This window comes from Fibrobacter sp. UWH5, from assembly GCF_900142505.1.
Classification (GTDB): Bacteria; Fibrobacterota; Fibrobacteria; order Fibrobacterales; family Fibrobacteraceae; genus Fibrobacter.
Genome location: NZ_FRBB01000021.1, coordinates 15,391 through 32,198, shown reverse-complemented (window position 1 = coordinate 32,198; position 16,808 = coordinate 15,391). Strand labels below are relative to the sequence as shown.

14 protein-coding genes and 1 tRNA gene are annotated in these 16,808 nt (G+C 51.2%); 4 read left to right on the top strand and 11 right to left on the bottom strand.

The genetic code is table 11. The features are described from left to right. Positions 1-3: 3 nt before the first annotated feature. From BUB38_RS13680 to BUB38_RS13670, 3 genes are all read right to left on the bottom strand, one after another. Positions 4-1,971: a putative bifunctional diguanylate cyclase/phosphodiesterase gene (locus BUB38_RS13680; RefSeq protein WP_073161298.1), complete on the bottom strand. Its 1,968-nt coding sequence runs from the start codon at positions 1,969-1,971 to the stop codon at positions 4-6. A 179-nt stretch (positions 1,972-2,150) separates the two neighbouring features. Then, positions 2,151-2,223 (bottom strand) — tRNA-Glu (locus BUB38_RS13675). 82 nt (positions 2,224-2,305) lie between these two features. Then, positions 2,306-4,234, bottom strand: coding sequence for a peptidylprolyl isomerase (locus BUB38_RS13670; RefSeq protein ID WP_073161297.1), 1,929 nt, complete (start codon positions 4,232-4,234; stop codon positions 2,306-2,308). A 148-nt stretch (positions 4,235-4,382) separates the two neighbouring features. Between BUB38_RS13670 and nadB the strand changes: the two genes are divergently transcribed. The 3 genes from nadB to BUB38_RS13655 all read left to right on the top strand — a co-directional run bounded on the left by nadB (position 4,383) and on the right by BUB38_RS13655 (position 7,951). Further along, positions 4,383-5,966 (top strand): L-aspartate oxidase, encoded by a 1,584-nt coding sequence (gene nadB / locus BUB38_RS13665; protein ID WP_073161296.1) that lies wholly within the window; start codon positions 4,383-4,385, stop codon positions 5,964-5,966. Between the two features lie 228 nt (positions 5,967-6,194). Next, entirely contained in the window at positions 6,195-7,259 is a 1,065-nt protein-coding gene (locus BUB38_RS13660) for a serine/threonine protein kinase (protein WP_073161295.1), read from the top strand. 23 nt (positions 7,260-7,282) lie between these two features. Beyond that, complete coding sequence (locus tag BUB38_RS13655) at positions 7,283-7,951, top strand: CvpA family protein (protein ID WP_073161294.1); 669 nt, start codon at positions 7,283-7,285, stop codon at positions 7,949-7,951. Between the two features lie 27 nt (positions 7,952-7,978). On the opposite strand, the gene BUB38_RS13650 is transcribed toward BUB38_RS13655, so the two are convergent. Then, entirely contained in the window at positions 7,979-9,229 is a 1,251-nt protein-coding gene (locus BUB38_RS13650) for an amidohydrolase (protein WP_073161293.1), read from the bottom strand. A 123-nt stretch (positions 9,230-9,352) separates the two neighbouring features. Between BUB38_RS13650 and BUB38_RS13645 the strand changes: the two genes are divergently transcribed. Then, positions 9,353-10,348 (top strand): GGDEF domain-containing protein, encoded by a 996-nt coding sequence (locus BUB38_RS13645; protein ID WP_073161292.1) that lies wholly within the window; start codon positions 9,353-9,355, stop codon positions 10,346-10,348. A gap of 9 nt (positions 10,349-10,357) precedes the next feature. On the opposite strand, the gene BUB38_RS13640 is transcribed toward BUB38_RS13645, so the two are convergent. The 7 genes from BUB38_RS13640 to BUB38_RS13615 all read right to left on the bottom strand — a co-directional run bounded on the left by BUB38_RS13640 (position 10,358) and on the right by BUB38_RS13615 (position 16,786). Continuing rightward, complete coding sequence (locus BUB38_RS13640; RefSeq protein WP_073161291.1) at positions 10,358-11,575, bottom strand: vWA domain-containing protein; 1,218 nt, start codon at positions 11,573-11,575, stop codon at positions 10,358-10,360. A gap of 8 nt (positions 11,576-11,583) precedes the next feature. Continuing rightward, positions 11,584-12,882 carry a hypothetical protein gene (locus tag BUB38_RS13635; protein WP_073161290.1) on the bottom strand — a complete coding sequence of 433 codons (1,299 nt, stop codon included), beginning with the start codon at positions 12,880-12,882 and terminating at the stop codon, positions 11,584-11,586. Between the two features lie 122 nt (positions 12,883-13,004). Further along, positions 13,005-14,879, bottom strand: a complete 1,875-nt coding sequence (locus BUB38_RS13630; RefSeq protein ID WP_139258463.1) for a S8 family serine peptidase — start codon at positions 14,877-14,879, stop codon at positions 13,005-13,007. A 245-nt stretch (positions 14,880-15,124) separates the two neighbouring features. Continuing rightward, a complete protein-coding gene (locus BUB38_RS17060) occupies positions 15,125-15,319 on the bottom strand; it encodes a DUF3990 domain-containing protein (RefSeq protein WP_073161288.1) in 195 nt (64 codons plus the stop codon). Then, on the bottom strand, positions 15,316-15,408 hold the full coding sequence (locus BUB38_RS17055) for a DUF3791 domain-containing protein (RefSeq protein WP_217650890.1): 93 nt from the start codon (positions 15,406-15,408) through the stop codon (positions 15,316-15,318). Before BUB38_RS17055 ends, BUB38_RS17060 begins: the two co-directional genes overlap by 4 nt. 21 nt (positions 15,409-15,429) lie before the next feature. Next, complete coding sequence (locus BUB38_RS16860) at positions 15,430-15,552, bottom strand: hypothetical protein (protein ID WP_256382244.1); 123 nt, start codon at positions 15,550-15,552, stop codon at positions 15,430-15,432. Between the two features lie 247 nt (positions 15,553-15,799). Then, positions 15,800-16,786, bottom strand: coding sequence for a virulence RhuM family protein (locus tag BUB38_RS13615; RefSeq protein WP_073161287.1), 987 nt, complete (start codon positions 16,784-16,786; stop codon positions 15,800-15,802). Between the last annotated feature and the right edge of the window lie 22 nt (positions 16,787-16,808).

Genomic DNA, 16,808 nt, shown 5'->3' with positions numbered 1-16,808 from the left:
AGTCTACGGCTTGTAGTGCTGTTCCAGATAAGCCAGGGCCTCACCCGTAGTCAAAGGCTTGCTGAAATAGAAACCTTGAATCAGGCGGCATCCCTCTTCCTTCAAGAAGTTCAGCTGTTCTTCGGTTTCGACACCTTCGGCCACCAGGTCCAAACCCAGCGACTTAGAAATACCGATTACCATTCGGGCGAACGTGGCGTCTTCCTCGTTTTCGGTCATATGATCGATAAAGGACTTATCCATCTTCAGCGTATGAATCGGATAGCGCTTTAAGTAAGAGAGGGAGCTGTAACCCGTACCAAAATCGTCAATGGAAATCTGCAACCCCATATTCGACAGGGCGCGCATGATCTCGATGGTCTTTTCGGCCTCGCACATGGCGGTATATTCGGTAATTTCCAGCTTCAGGTTACGGGGATGGAGCTGAGTCTCGATAAGCACTCGCTTGATGTCATCCACCATGTTATCAAGGGCAAACTGTTTAGCCGAGAAGTTAACAGCAACCTGAATGTCCTTGTAGCCCATGTCCACCCACTGCTTAGCCTGCTTGCAGGCCATGCGCAAAATCTGGGCGCCCATAGGAATAATCAAGCCCGTTTCTTCGGCAATGGGAATAAACTCGGCCGGCGAGACAATCCCCTTTTCTTCTTGCTGCCAGCGAACCAGAGCTTCAAAGGCCACCACCTTGTCCTTCGCACCGGTATCTACAATGGGCTGGTACATCAAGATAAATTCGCTATCCTGAATGGCACGGCGGATTTCAAATTCCAGCTTATAGAGCCTCATGGCCTTTTCGCGGATGCGGCCACTAAAGAACTGGATATCGCCGTGGTTAACGCCCTTCTTCATTTCGCGGAGGCTGGCCGTCGCATTGGCAAGAATATCTTCGACGCAATCCACGTCGCGGTTCAGGGCTACCGCCATAGACACGCTGATATAAAGTTCGCGGCCATCGATCTGAATAGGCATCTTTACCGCATTATGAATGCGGCGTACAATTGGCAGAACATCATCATCGCTATCGGTACTGCGGATGCCGTGCAAAATAAGAGCAAACACGTCGGGGCCAATGCGGGCGATGGAGTCGTTGCTGCGGCACTGGGCCTTAAGACGTTCCGACATGACACGCAAGACGTTGTCGCCTACGTTAATAGAGAACGACGTATTGATCGCACCAAAACTATCGATATCCAGGAGGGCCACCGCAAAAATATAATTGGGATTCTGGTGGGCCATGTCCACGTCTACCTTGAGCTTTTCCAAGAAGAACTTGCGGTTGTAGACACCCGTCAGAGCGTCTTGGTAGACATAATAATAGTTCTGCTTTTCTGCGGCAAAACGATCCAGTTCCTCGGTCAGGGAACCGATCACACGAATGGGCCTCCCCTCTTCGTTCTTCTGCACATGTCCAGAAATCTGCAGACGGTGCTCCCTGGAAACCGCATTCTGGAGTGAAATCTTGATATTGAAGTTTTCGCAGCGTTCCAGGGCGCCATTCAAGGCTTCGCGGAAATTTTCCCAGTCGTTTTCGACAATACGGGTTCGCATCACGTCGAAGGTATCGTCCACATTGACCATTTCGGCCATGAGCAGCTTAAGAGCCTTCTGGGACCAGTAAACCTTTCCGCTAACCACGTCGAACGTCCAAAAACCGTTGGCAGAAACGTCTACCATCATCTGGAACAGTTCGTCGCGTTCCAGCAAATCTCGCTGAAGATCTCGGGTCGGATAAGAAGTTATGGTTGGCGGCGGCACGATATTCACATCGTTGCGCATCTTCTTGCGGTTACCCACGATGGGGAACTTATAAGTGAATGCCACCAGGAACAGGAAAAAGACCGACAGCACGTAAGGTACCACCATAAACACGTTATGGATACTGCGTACCAGCTCCGGTATAAACACAGCAAAGAAAATTCCTGCAAAAATCAGCAGGAAACGAACGATCTTCTTTTCATCGAAAAGCCGCATTTAAACCAAATCCCGTTAATCCAAATACCAAAACCATATAACTGAACAAAAAATATAACTTTTCTTTTACAAAAATACATCTGACTTACAAAAAACATTCAACAAAGCCAAAATAAGGCCTCAAACAGGCCCATTATACGCAAAAAATCCGTAGCATTCCCGCTACGGATCTTTTTTTATAGTGCCAGAGGGACTCGAACCCTCGTTGCCGGCGTGAGAGGCCAGTGTCCTAGACCACTAGACGATGGCACCGAAAAATGTTTCTACTTAAGCCTTCGCAAAAGCGGTGCTAAATGTAGTAAACATTTTTGAACTTGTCATCAAAGACCGGATATTAGTCTCTGTAGTACAGGTCCAGGTTGTTCTTGACCGGAGTTGCAGCTTCCAGGTTGTTCACGAATTCGTTGAACAGGCTTGCAGCACCGTAGCTAGAAGCGTTCTGGACGTCGGACTTAACAGCGGACTTCAGAGCTTCTTCTTCAGGAGTCTTCTTGGAGGTGACCTTCAGCATCACGGCACCAATATCGGTTGCCATTGCAGCGGTCCATTCACCTTCCTTGGCGTTCTTGACAGCCTTGGCGAAGTTCACGTTGCCGTAGCCGAAGCCCGGAACGTAACCGTCAACAGAAGCGCTCTTGGTTTCTACGCGGACCTTTTCGATCTTGGTGGTAGAATCGTCGGCGTTGAAGGCCTTGACCTTGTCGGCAACAGAGTTCAGGTAAGCTTCAGCAGCGGAAGCAGCCTTGTTGCGGAGGAGAGTTGCCTTGATGTCGTTGAAGAACAGGTCGAGGCTACGTTCGCCAGCCTTGAGGTCGGCAGTCTTGATAGCGACAGCAACCCACTTGTTGTTCTTCATGACCGGAGAAACCTTGCTGGATTCTTCGGGCAGGATTTCGTTGGGCCATGCGTAGGCAGCCAGACCCTTCAGGTAACCGACACCGTCGATGTTGTCGCCACGAGAAATCCAGTTGGATTTCTGAACCATCAGGTTCTGATCCTTGGCAGCTTCTTCGAAGGACTTGCCTGCATCAACGCTAGCCTTAACCTGAGCAAGAACGTTTTCGAGGCTGTCGATAGTTTCAGAAGAAGCGTTCACGACCAGCAGGATGTGACCGACCTTGACCAAGTCAGCACCGGTAGAGTCCTTGGACTTGCCGTAAGACTTAATGATATGGTAGCCGAAGCGGGTCTTCACCGGTTCAGAGATAGCGCCGGAATCCAGGGCGAAAGCCTTGTCTTCGAATTCCTTGACATAGACACCACGACCAACGTAATCGTCGCTCAGGATGCCGCCCTTTTCTGCAGTACCCGGATCTTCGGAAGAAATGCGAGCCATGTCTTCGAAGGTGGTGGTAGAAGAGGAGTCGGTGAGCTGGTAGTAGAGAGTCATTGCATATTCGCGGATGCGTGCATCGTCACCGGCGGTAGCTTCGATCGGCAGGTAAGCATACTGGAACTGAGCCATGTCCTTCATCACGAAGAAGCTGTCCTTATGTGCATTGAAGTAACCGGCAACCATGACGCTGTCGACAGTGTTTTCGTCAACGGCAAAGTCAGAAGCAGAGGCGACTGCCACCTGCAGTTCGTAGTCAGTCATACGGCGACCGACGGTCCAGTTAGCTTCGAGAGAAGTAGCGTGGAAGGAAGCACCGACCAGAGCCTGCAGTTGGCGAACGGGGATGGTGTTGGTCTTCAGGTCTTCTTCGTACTGAAGCATGACACCCCACTTGAAGGCTTCGGGAGTCTTGAGCCAGGCGTCGTATTCATCCTTGTTGAAGGTAGAATCGGTGAGGAACTTGGGCAGACTTGCGATGTAGGCCTGAGAGCGCTGCATCAAGTCTTCCTGGGAGGTAGCCTGCTGCTGGATAGCATAGAGGCGACGCTGAGCTTCCTGCACCAGACGGCCGCGGACTGCATCCGGATTGCGGGTGAATTCAGATTCCAGTTCGGCGACCGAGGCCTGCAGTTCGGCCTTTTCGAATTCGCCATTCAGGAGAATCTGGCGAACGAAAGAGCGGAAGACTTCGGAACGGAGCTGGTTGTACTGTTCGTCTTCGAGGTGCTGACCCTGATACTGGTTCTGCACGATCATCTTGATACGGGCATCGAATTCAGCATAGGTGATCTTGCTGTCGTTGACTTCACCAACCGGGTAGCTCTTGCCCTGGTTCGGTACACGGTCCATGGCCAGAAGGCCAACAGCGATACCTGCGGCAAAGATTACAATAATCCACTTGGCTTTTTCATTAATCCACGTTAACATAGAGTAGACTCCATTAAAATTTTGTCGGCGCAAAATGTAGTAAAAAAATCCATTTGGTTTTATTTTGTTGTCATATAATGCCGAAATACGGCTTTTTTTCTATCTATTACACATCCAAAAGTCAATAGATTCTGAACGGAGTTTGAACATGTACGATATTTTGGTCCTCGGTGCCGGCATTTCCGGATTAAGCGCAGCCCTTCATGCTGCAGAAAAAGGTCTCTCTGTAGTCATCCTCACCAAGGGAGCTAAACCGGACGGTTCATCAAACTACGCTCAGGGCGGTATCGCTACCGTTACCAAGAAGACAGACAAGTTCAAGTTCCATATTGACGATACCCTGGAAGCAGGCGCCGGCCTCTGCAAGAAGGAACCGGTAAACATCCTGACCAAGAGTGGCCCCGCCACCATCCAGCAGCTTGTAAAATGGGGCGTCCAGTTCACCCCCAATCCGGTGAACCGCGAAGAGTTCGACCTCCATCTGGAAGGCGGCCACAGCCATCACCGCATCCTCCACGCCGCAGACCTTACCGGAAAGGAAATCATGCGCGCCCTCCTCTGCGAACTTCACAAGCAGAAGAACATCGATTACCTTGAAAACTGCTACATCAAGGACCTGATCTGCCAGGGCGAAGGCAAGGAAAAGCGCTGCATCGGCGCAAAGATCATTCACCAGAAGACAGGCGAAGTCGAAAACATCTACGCCAAGTCCACAGTCCTTTCTACCGGTGGCGCCGGACGTATCTGGCAGTACACCGTATGCCCGCCCGACAGCTGCGGCGACGGCATGGCCATTGCAGCCCGTGCAGGTGCAGCACTGCAGGACATCGAATTCATGCAGTTCCACCCCACCAGCCTTTACGCCCCCAGCCTCAAGAAGCCCTTCCTCATTTCCGAAGCGGTCCGCGGCTTTGGCGGCATCCTCAAGAACGACAAGGGCGAAGAATTCATGAACCAGGTGCATCCGCTCCACTCCCTGGCACCCCGCGATATCGTGGCCCGCGCCATCCACAGCGAAATGCAGCGTCTGGGCAAGCCCCACATGTACATCGACCTGACCGGCCACACCCCCAAGGACATCCGCAGCCACTTCCCCAACATCTATGCCAAGTGCATGGAAGTGGGCGTCGACATGACCAAGGAATGGATCCCCGTCGTTCCCGCAGCACACTACATGTGCGGCGGTGTTCTGGTAGACACCTGGTCCCGTACAGAAATCAAAGGTCTCTATGCATGCGGCGAAGTCGCAGCAACAGGCGTTCACGGAGCAAACCGCCTGGCCTCCAACTCCCTCCTCGAAAGCGTCGTCTACGCCGTTCGCGCCATCGACAACATCGTGGAAAGCGGCCTCCTCAATGAAAAGATCTCCACACCTCGTTCCAACAAGAAGGAAAGGGTTTCTTACACCAAGTCCGCTTTCTGGCGCAAGCGCAAGAAGATCCTTCAGGACATGATGTGGACCCACTGCGGTATCGTACGTACCGTGGCCGGCCTGAACCAGGGCCTCAAGGTCATCGAAGGTCTAGAAAAGGAAGTGGACGCCGCAATCAAGAACAAGGAAACCGAAAACTTCTACTTCCTTGAATTCCTGAACGCCCTCCAGGTCTCCAAGATGATCCTGATCGCAGCTCTGCGCCGTAAGGAATCCCGCGGTCTCCATTACATTCTGGATTACCCCAATCCGAATCCCAAGACCAAGCACCAGAGCATTTACCTAAACGACAAGGAGTAAGGGGTTTGAGGTATGAGGTATGAGGTATGAGGGCGGAGCCTGCGGCTCCTTTCAGGTAAATAATCGCGCCGAAGGCGCCTAACTTTATAACTCATATCCCATAATTCATTATTAGACGTCTAGATCCCTCGACTTCGCTCGGGATGACACCCCTCTGTTCACTCTTCACTATCCACTATCCACTATTCACTCTTCACTGTTCACTATTCACTGTTTTCGGGATTTTAATTGGCTGCAGGTAAGAACGACAAACCTTCTAAGATTGGCGGTTATAGACCGGTACAGGAACTGGGTGCCGGCGCCATGGGCAAACTGTGGCTTTGCCACGACCCTTCCCTAGACCGCATGGTGGTGGTCAAGCAGATGCAAACCACCCAGGAAGACAACCCCGATGCCCTCAAGCGCTTCATGCAAGAGGGTAACATCCTAGCCCACCTGAACCACCCCGCCATTACCAGACCCTACGGCCTCTGGAAAGAAAGCGACGGCAAGCTATCGCTTTCGATGGAATTCGTTCACGGCTACACCCTGCGCAACATCCTGGACAAGTGCAAGCAGCCTCCCCTGTGGGTCGTTATGCTGGTGCTCTACGAAGTGCTGAGCGCCCTGGGCCACGCCCACCGCCAGAACGTAGTCCACCGCGATATCAAGCCCGCCAACATCATGATCGATAACGACGGTCGTGTGCGTCTGCTGGACTTCGGCATCGCCTATACCGACAACAAGCTGGACTTCAACCGATTCTTCAAGGACGAAGAGGAACGCAGCCGCATCACCCAGACCGGCGCGATTCTCGGTACAGTCACCTACATGAGCCCCGAGCAGACTCTTGGCGAAGACGCCTCCCCCGCTTCCGACCTGTTCGCCGTCGGCATCGTGGCCATCGAGATGCTCACCGGCCAGAATATATTCCGCGGGGCGAACTTCAGCGAGACCATCCAGCGCATCCAGAAACTGCGAATCACCCCCAAGGTATTCCCCAAGGAAGTCCCCATGGCCCTTCGCAAGTTCGTGCTGAAGCTGGTAGCCAAGAAGCCCAAGAACCGCCCCCTCACCGCAGCCGATGCCGCCGACCAGCTGGCCGCCATCATGAAGAACTACCCCCGCGACCTCACTCCCTATATGAGCGTCTGGTGTTCCGCCCTCAAGGAATCCAACGGTCCCCTGTCGGAATCCGATTATTCGACCCCGGCACTCTACAAGGATAGCCGCAAGAAAATGTTCCTGCTTGGACTATCAATTGGAGTAGTCATCAGCACCGCTGTGACCGTCCTCATCCATACCGCCCTGTAAAAAATTTTATTTTTAGCCTAAATATGAATACTATCGATATAGTCAGTCTCGTGTTGATGACCATCCTGATGCTCATTGGCCTCTGGCACGGACTCCTGCGTGGTATTTTCAGACTCCTGGCCTGGATTGCCGCCATTACCGACGCCTACTTCATCAACAAGTTCTTTTCCGATACCGTAGCAGGATTCGGCTTTAGCGATTTTTCCGCTTCGATTATCTGTATTTGCATAGGATTCCTGGTTCCCTTCCTCGCCCTGCTCTTTACTGGCCACATGGTCAACCATTACGTATCCGACACAGTCGTTGGAAAGGTGGACCGCATCCTTGGAGCCTTCTTTGGACTGGTGAAGGGCGCCCTGGTCATGTTCGTCATACTGACCATCCTCCATGTAATGCCCTTCGGGGGCTTTGTGCAGGAGACCCGCGACAATTCCGTTTCTTATGCCGCCTACAAGACCGTCCTTGCGACTATGGGATACTCAACGGAGCCTGTAGACCTTGTAGGTGCCGCCGAACGAAAGGCCTCTGAAATCACAGAGAAGATGGCCAACAAGGCCTCCGAAAAAGTAGAAGAGGTGGCCAAGGAAACCGTAGAAAAGGCAACCGACGCCGCCAAGGAAGCAGCCAAGGAAGCCGCCGCCAAGGCCGTAAAGGAAGCCTCCGAAAAAATAGCCCCCACTTCAGAAAAGTAGGAGCCAGATCAAAAACCAGAAATGGTTTTACTGAGCAAGTCGCCGGGCAGTCAGCTCGGCTTCTTTCATTATATCCTCTTCGCCATCCACATGACGGTCCCTCATTACGAACTGGCCGTTACATATAACGTGCTTGATTGCGCTATTGTCTGCGGAATACACCCAGTTGCTAACCAGATTGTGGTTGGGGGTTAGACGTTCATTCCTGAGGTCCACCAAAAGGGCGTCAGCCAAAAGACCTTCAACAATGGCTCCGGCCGGAACGCCATAGGCAATGGCCACATTGGAAGAAGCCATTTTCAGAGCATCGGCGGCAGGCAACTTTTCGGCGCTGCTAGAAACCTTGGTCAAGAGAGAAGTCAACTTCATCTCTTCGTGCATATCCAGGTTGTTGTTGGAGGAAGCACCGTCGGTCCCGACGCCTACCAGCATGCCGCTTTCCAGCATCTTGTGGATCTTGGGGATGCCACTACATAACTTCAAATTGGAACAGGGATTGACAATGGCCGCAGAACAGGATTCCGCCATGAGCGTCATGTCGTTTCCGCTAAGGTGGACGCAATGGGCCGCCACGAAATTTCCGCCAAGGGCGCCGAACTTGTCCATCAGTTCTACCGGCGTGCAGCCGTACTTCTTTTTGCAGTCCTTGACTTCGGTAGCAGTTTCGGCCAGATGGGTATGAAGAATATACTCCTCCTTGCGGGCCACTTCCACACAACGTTTGAAGGTCTTGTCGCTAACGGTATAGACGGCGTGGGGCATTACCGCCAGAGAAACACGGTCAGACTCCATGCGGTGTTCCTGCAGGAACTTGAAGCTGGCCTCGGTCAGTTCGGGCGTCTGGAGCGCATCGGCCACCGTCACGCCAATGGCCGCGCGAACCCCCATTTCCTTGACCGCCTTGATGGTCTCTTCGCGGTGCCAGTACATGTCGGCAAAGAACACCGTACCCGACTTGATCATCTCGAGAATGGCCAGGCGGGATCCCACCCGGATATCCTTGGGAGTAAGCTTCGCCTCGAAGGGCCAGATGTGCTGAGTCAGCCACTGCTGCAGGGGCATATCGTCGGCATAACCGCGAAGGAGGGTCATGGCCGCATGGGTATGGCCGTTATAGAACGGCGGGAGGATCGCCAGGCCGGAGCAGTCCACGATTTCGGCATTGTTGTAATCGGCTGCGGTCAGCGGGCGTTCCACCTTGGCGAACTTCTTGCCCGAAATAAGGATGTCCCTGACGGAGCCGTTAAAATAGACGGACTTCAATACCATTTTACCCATAAATGCCTCATTTTCGCGAAAAAAAGAACTTTTTTGTTCACAGAATATAGCTCTTTTTCGCCTTTTGCAACAAATTTTTAAGAAGGATCTCAACTTTCACTTAATTTATTGTATAATTAAGGTATGGCTATAAATGATCTAGAAACACTTCCTATTTCCCGTTCCGAATTTCAGCGTCTTGACATCTTCAAGAACGTCACCTTTGAAAGTTTGGCAGGATATTTGTTGAGCTGCCATACAGTAAATGTGGAACCGGGAACCCTTCTTATCGACCCTGAACACCCCAAGCGCCGCTTGCTGGTGTTGTTAGACGGAATGATGGAAGTCAAGATGGAAGTCGAAGGCGGCAACTTCAAGGATGTCATCGAACCGGGCCACTGTGCCGGTGAAATGTCCATCTTCGACAGCGTAAAGCCCAGCGCCTACGTATTCGCCAAGGACCCCTGCCGCATTCTGGTGATCGAGCCCGAAGTCGCCCTGGCCATGATCAACGCCTCTCACGACTTGTGCCTGAACTTTTTGCATATGCTGAGCCAGCGCCTGCGCAACAACAACCGCGTGGTGTGCGAAGAAGAATACCACATCCGCTGCATCGAAGAAAATGCAAAGGTGGACTCCCTTACGGGCCTCCACAACCGCCGTTGGCTCGAAGAAATGTACACCCGCGAAATCAACCGCAGCAACGCCGGCAATTTCCGCCTGTCTGCCGTCATGATGGACATCGACCATTTCAAGCGGGTAAACGACACTTACGGCCATCTGGCCGGTGACCAGGTCCTGATCGCCGTGGCCGGAGCCATTACCGACAGCCTGCGCCCCTCCGACATGCCCGTACGCTACGGCGGCGAAGAATTCAGCGTGTTCCTGCCGGGAACCTCCACCGAAAACGCCCGCATAATCGCAGAACGCCTGCGCAAGGCCGTCGAAAAGCTGCGCATTCCCCTGCCCGACGGCCAGGTGATTCCCGTAACCATCAGCCTGGGCTTTACAGAACGCCAGGATGGCGACACAGTCCGCTCCATTATCGAACGTGCCGACCAGGCCCTTTATAACGCCAAGCAGAACGGCCGCAACAGAGCCTGCCTGAACCTTGGCGAAGGCGGCATGCTGCTGCTCTAGCCTCTACAACTAACGATCCATTTTTATGACGGTGCCAGGTTTATTATCTGTGTCACCGTCTTTTGTTATGACCCAGACAACATCCATTCCCTTGGCCAGGTCAGGGTCTACCTTTTCGGCAACACCATCAGTCAGAATGACCACCTGCGAAAAGTGCCTCTCCTGGGCATGCTCGAAAATAGGTGTAAAGCTAGTCCCACCACGCCCCTTGAACTCAATCTGGGCAATAGAGCGGCGGTTGAACAGTACCGTTTCATCGGGATCCTGAACCGCGGTGTCAAAACTCCAGAGGTATACGCCGGTATAGTTGGCAATACGCTCGATTTCCACAATGAATCGCGACAAGTCCTGGGTGCCCACGCTGCCCGAGGTATCGGCATACACCGCCACCGGTTCGACGCACTTCGTGGTATACCCCAGAAAGGGTTTGCCGTAATGTTTATTCCAGCGCCTGCGGGACTGTTCCTTCTGGTAACTCAGGAAGGGCCCCAGCTTGAGCCTCAGAATATCACCCCAGTTCAAGGGCTGCTCCTGGGCCTTCATCACCATCTCGATACCAGTGCCATCGAGATGCCCCCAGCCGTGGTTTCGCCCGATGTTCTCCACCACGTTTCGCACATAGTCGTCGATATAGGCATCTTCCTCGAAACCTTCCCCATGCCGGTTGTCCAAGCGCCACCTTGTGATTTCGCCCAGGGGGCAATTCTCGTCGATTTCGCCATCCCCACCCACAAACTGGACGGTAACATCGGGGAAATCCTGATCTAGCAGAGTCAAGTACTGCTCGAAACTCAGGCAGTTCTTATAGCCAAACATCATGGGCAAAAGGCTCATGACATCGCCCTTTCTGCAGTTGCCCACATCCTCCTTGAAACGGGGAATCTTGATACCCGTCTCTTCATAAATCAGGCTGTTAATGGCCAGATCCATGGCCACGTTCTCTTTGTAGGCACGGCGACGGTCACTGGAACTGCGGTGGGTGCAGTGGTGCAGCAGCACATGCATCATCTCGTGGATCAAGACATAGGTGCGCTCCCCCTCTTCCAGCGAAACAAAGAACTGGGGATTGTACCGAAGGCTTATGCGGCCATTCTTGACGCACACCCCCATGGTTTCTACAGAATCCGTAGCCACCGTATTCATACCCACCAGCAAGTTGAAGCTGAACGGGCTGTACACAAGGAGACGGCATATGGTCCCCTGAAAACTCTTTTCAAAATCCGTCACGACACCCCCTAAGCCGCAATAATGATATCGTCTCGGTCCAGGTCAGACACCGAAATATTGTTCATCTTGGTAAAGTTCAAGACCCAGGCGTCATAGGCAGAAGCTCCGCCGTTCTTGCCCTCCTTATTCATCAGGGCGGCGTTATAAATCTTGTAGCGCCTGGGAGTCTTGCGCCAGGCCAGGAACTGGTCCTTCTTCTCCTTCATCCAGCCCTTTACAAAGGCTACAATGGCCTCGTTGGGGCAGCATTCCAGGAACGCCAGGATGTTTTTCTCGTGCTTTTCGTTAAGTCTGGTAGACTTTACCAGTTCCAGCAAGGAATGGCAGGTCGGAACAGCCAACTTGATGTTATTCTTGAAGGCCTCCCTGACAACCCTAACCATGACCTTGTCCATGGACTGCAGGATCTTCTTGACGTCAATCTCGTGAACGCGATCCACCTCGCAGAATTCCGCAAACTTCATGGCATAGCTGAAACCCACATAGGCCGACGCAATCTCCGTCAAGAAGTTGACGTTACCCGTGGTAATGTCATCGTTATTATTGCTGAAATTCATCAGACATTCCCCCAGGTGTGTCCAGTCGCGGGGCGAAGGCCCCTTCTTGCCCTGAATGGCAAGCTCCTCGATGGTCTTGGTGGGGAGAACGATGAACCCCGGATACTTTCTCAAGAAATCGGGAACGGCCTCGTGAATCTGGCCGGCCTCCACGCGGCGGCTGAAATCCTCGAGGTACTCCTTGTCGGTGGGCGCGAAAGTGAAGTTCTTGATTCGGCTTTCCTGGGCCGGGTCGCGACGGGTGCCGTTATAAATCGTGGCGTTGTCGTTGTCGGCACAAACCACGTAAGTGTTCTCCTTGAGATCCACCCCGAACAGGCGGTGCTCCAGGAGCAGTTCCATAATACCGTCCTGGATAACCGCATTGCCGCGCTTACATTCGTCCAGGAACAGAATATAAATATCGTCGTACTGGGTCAGACGGCTGTAATGCATGCCGTTTTCTTCGTACAGCTGGGCCATCTTGTCGTCGTAGGCCTTGCAAGTGGGAATCCAGCTGGGCGGGCAGCTATAAGTTCGACCGCCGAATTCCTGGAAGTTACCGATCAGGTCGGCCGGATCCATAATAGACACGCAGCGGCTAATCACATGCACCCGATCCAGGGGCAATCCGTGCTTCTTGGCGATAATCTCGCGGACAGTGTTGTGAACGTAGCTGGTCTTGCCGATACCATGGTTACCCATGAGCCCCAGAGTGTGAGACGGCAGAAGACCATTTTCAATGAAACGATTAATCGAATTGATATCCATATTTTTACACCTCACCTATATTATCGTTTGATCGCCTCAAATTGTATAATCAAAAAAAATGACCCGCCATCTAATGGCAGGTCAAGTTTTATTCGTCAGAACCTTACGAAACGGAACCGCATCTATTCCTTATATTCAAGGAAGTTGAAGCCAAGCTTAATCTTGTGATGACGGGGATGACCTTCACCATTGATATCTTCGTAAAGAAGAATCTTGACCTTGACGGTCTGTTCCTGGGTAGCCGTGTAGCTCAACAGTTCATAAGGAGTTGCGCCGCTATTGGAGGCACTGGCAAGAGTCTTGCCCGAGTTGTCAACCAGGAACAGGTCGAAGTCCTGGGGAACGCGGTTATACGTTGCAATATCGTCACCAGAAGAGAGCCAAGAAATGGCGGCACGATACTTATATCCCGGCTTTACAGTAAAGGGGATGAACAGTTCGTACTGATTCTTGCCGCTAACCTTTGTGAACATCCTATTGACATCGCCATACCAGTAGTTAGACTTATTGATGTAATGTTCATAACCAGGTTCGTTAATGTATTCAGAACCCATGAGAGCCGGATAGTAAGGAATGCCTACGGCACCGCTCTTGTTTTCATCGTTGATTTTCAGGATGCTGGAAGTAAGGAGTCGAGCCTTGGCCATTTCGGGATGGTAACGCATGAAAGGCTGTCTCCTAATGAGATTGGCCATCATGTTGGCGGTATAAGCCGTAGCACCCATAGTTCCATCCATAACCTCGTACTTGGTGTAGACTGAATCACCCTTGGAGTAGGTCTTGACATCGGTCTTGCGCTTGGACTTATCGAAGAAGCTAAAGTCCGTGTAGTTCGCAATTTCGGGCTTCTGGCCCCTTACGGTCTTGCCAGCGTTGGTGTACGGGGCGTTGGCCCAGGCCGAGAAGAAACCCATGGTATTCTTGGTATCTACAGAACCGACGGTGATTGCGTTGGCGGCATAAGCCTTGGCATTCATCAGGCCCTTTCTATTGTTCTTGTAGTTACCGGCACCCACGATTTCAAGCATGTGGTTTTCGTAGATGTAATTATCCAGCTCCCTGGTCTCTTCGGTATACTTATCGGTGGGAGTATCTTCGGCAGCATGAACACCCATGTAAATCTGGGGGTCACGGCTAGACGGATTTTCGGGATACGGGCTCTTTTCGCACTTGGAGTTGTGAATAAAAGTGTAAGCACCCTTATTCTGACCCGGCATAGCGTAATTCAGGAGAGTGGCGTTGTATTCGTCATTCGGGGTGGGTACATGAGCCTGGCAAGTGATATTATCCAAAACACTGCCTTCCAGCAAGAAGAACTTCGAGGGAGTCTGATCCTTCAACCAGGCCGGGTAAGCCTTGGTATCTACATAGATGCCGACATAATCGTCACTAAAGTTATAATAGCTGTATTTCAGATTCTCGTAAGGGAAGGCCTTTCCGCTCTGGCTGTACGGCACTTCATCGAAGTTCTTGAACTGCAAGTAAACATAGTCATTGTAGGAAGAAGAAATCCCCACAATCGTAAGCTTGTCGGAATTGGTCTTGGAGAAACTGACATCGTAGCCCGTAGCCGTCTTTGCACCATTAACCGTATAGGGGGTAGTGGAGAAATTGTATATGACGGGAGTTTGATCGTACTGGCTCCACCCGAAATAATACCTGGCGTTAGGAGTATGATAAAGGGAGTAGCAATTGGTATTGTAGTAGGTCTGGTACGTGATGAAATTCTTCGTAGGGAGACCATCAGATCCACGATCATGATTGTAAATACCTTCGTCGAATTCGGCTCGGTACGCAGTCTTAACAGCTACAGATGCAGCCTGCAGGTTGTCGCCACCAAGGCCATTTTTCTTGATAGCCATGTGGTCAGCATCCTTATAGACCATGGGTGAATTCATCTTGCTAGCCTTACGGCCAAGAAGGTCATAATTAGTCGCTGCACCTGCAGTTACGCAGGCAAGCGCCGTCGTCATGACGCACAGTGTCTTTTTTTTCATCTTTTCCTCTTCATTTTCCCTACGCAACAGTTTTACGACCGTTAATACGATCGTTGGCGAAATATAAAATAGTTTGTCATAAATTTCGGTAAAATTTTGTACGAGCAAAAAATCTGCAATACAGATGCAGTTAATTTGTCATACATATACAGCAAAATGCTTGTAAATCAATTTTAATACAGGAGCAAACGATAAAACAAAAGGCTGATGGTTTTGAAACCACCAGCTGTAATTTTATCCGTAAACTACCCCTGATAAAAAGTCCAAATGTTAAGAAAAAGCCTCGGAATTTTCTTTCTTCCAGACTTAATTTTCGCCCATCGTTCAGCCTGTTCTCGGTGTTTCGTCAAATAGAAACCAGGGCCGCAATCAAGATCCGAGCGACCTATTCCCACAAGAGGTCTTTCAACAACAACCAAGGAGCCATGATATAAAATCACAAATCATTCTCCCAGTTGACTAGGGTTTCGGCGATGTCGTCTGCCACATATTCCTTGCTTTGAGTATGCAGCATTTCATAGCCTTCCAAAAGACGCTTTTCTATCAGATTCTATTTTTCAAGACGGTTTACGAATTCAGTCGGTTCCACGCCAAGGACTTTCGCCCCACCTTCTATGGCAAGGACTACAAACTGAATAACGTCGCTTTCATGTGTTCTCGGCAATCCTTCCATAAAACCTCGTTCTTATCGTAAACAAAACCGGGCAAAACCCACTAGACAATTATAATAAAGTTCAAGCGATAACGTATGTTGTCTTTCGCAAATTTCTCTGAGGGGGTGGGCTTAAGCGGCGGATTCCACGAGCACAACCGTCTCGGCGGCACCATCATCCGACTTGGCCCTGGCAAGAGCCCGCCCGGCCCTTCCTGTTCTCTAATTCCTGCAACCAGGCAATTTGTCAATAAAGTTTTTACCCTGCTCAAGTTTTTTTTGAAGTTTTTTTCTCGATCGTCTTGATAGAATCCAAGAAAGCCTTTTCTACAGACGAGAGCGTCTTTTGCTGGTATTTTCGATATTCACCGGAAGCCTTTTCGACCGCCTGTTCATGGGAAATAGAGCCATTGCCTTTAAGCAAATGTTCGCCACCAGCCGTCAGGATTTGATCCAGGTGCTTTGACCAGTCCGCCATAGTCATCGGTTCATGGCGTTCGGCCTTGCGCTCTGCGAAGTCCAGATAACCTGAAACGATTTGCCCCATGGCTCGCAATTCCCTTTCATCCAGATAATTTTTGGCAATCAACGCCTCTTGAAGAGTCGGCTTATCCCCAGAAAAAGTCGTAAGTCCCATAAAAACCTTTTCGGCATCTGCGCGGCTATAGATGACCTCCGCCGCAGTCTGCCCGTGCACGGCAAAATGCATCTTGTTCTGCACCTTCTTGAAGAACAGAACCGATGTATCCGCCTTGGGGTCATAGTCAATACTCGTCGCGTAAATGTCGAGAACCTGTCGGTAGAACACCTTCTCGCTGGCACGGATGTCGCGAATCCGCGCCAGAAGTTCTTGCCAGTAGCTGCCTCCGCCAAGATTTTTCAGGCGTTCATCGTCCATCGTAAAGCCCTTGACAATATACTCCTTGAGGCGTTTCGTGGCCCACTGCCTGAACTGGGTGCCACGCAGGGACTTTACGCGGTAACCGACAGAAATAATGACGTCAAGGTTGTAAAAATTGGTCATTTTCGTCAAATTATGCGTAAATTCGGAATTTCCGAATTTTCTCATCACCTGCGATTCGACCAGTTCACCTTCCTGGAAAATGTTCTTTATATGCTCGTTTATGGTCGATTTAGACTTGCTAAACAGCACGGACATCTGGTCCTGCGTAAGCCAGGCCGTCTCGTCCTCGAAACGGACCTCCACATTGATGGACTCGTCATTGGTCCTGAAAATTACAATCTCTTCGTTCATATCGCTCTAAAAATCTATACAT

What these genes read in the sequence shown, in the direction of transcription:
- BUB38_RS13680 (WP_073161298.1), bottom strand. Translation starts at nt 1,971, where the DNA reads ATGCGGCTTTTCGATGAAAAGAAGATCGTTCGTTTCCTGCTGATTTTT.
- BUB38_RS13670 (WP_073161297.1), bottom strand. Translation starts at nt 4,234, where the DNA reads ATGTTAACGTGGATTAATGAAAAAGCCAAGTGGATTATTGTAATCTTT.
- nadB (WP_073161296.1), top strand. Translation starts at nt 4,383, where the DNA reads ATGTACGATATTTTGGTCCTCGGTGCCGGCATTTCCGGATTAAGCGCA.
- BUB38_RS13655 (WP_073161294.1), top strand. Translation starts at nt 7,283, where the DNA reads ATGAATACTATCGATATAGTCAGTCTCGTGTTGATGACCATCCTGATG.
- BUB38_RS13650 (WP_073161293.1), bottom strand. Translation starts at nt 9,229, where the DNA reads ATGGGTAAAATGGTATTGAAGTCCGTCTATTTTAACGGCTCCGTCAGG.
- BUB38_RS13645 (WP_073161292.1), top strand. Translation starts at nt 9,353, where the DNA reads ATGGCTATAAATGATCTAGAAACACTTCCTATTTCCCGTTCCGAATTT.
- BUB38_RS13635 (WP_073161290.1), bottom strand. Translation starts at nt 12,882, where the DNA reads ATGGATATCAATTCGATTAATCGTTTCATTGAAAATGGTCTTCTGCCG.
- BUB38_RS13630 (WP_139258463.1), bottom strand. Translation starts at nt 14,879, where the DNA reads ATGAAAAAAAAGACACTGTGCGTCATGACGACGGCGCTTGCCTGCGTA.
- BUB38_RS16860 (WP_256382244.1), bottom strand. Translation starts at nt 15,552, where the DNA reads ATGGAAGGATTGCCGAGAACACATGAAAGCGACGTTATTCAGTTTGTA.
- BUB38_RS13615 (WP_073161287.1), bottom strand. Translation starts at nt 16,786, where the DNA reads ATGAACGAAGAGATTGTAATTTTCAGGACCAATGACGAGTCCATCAAT.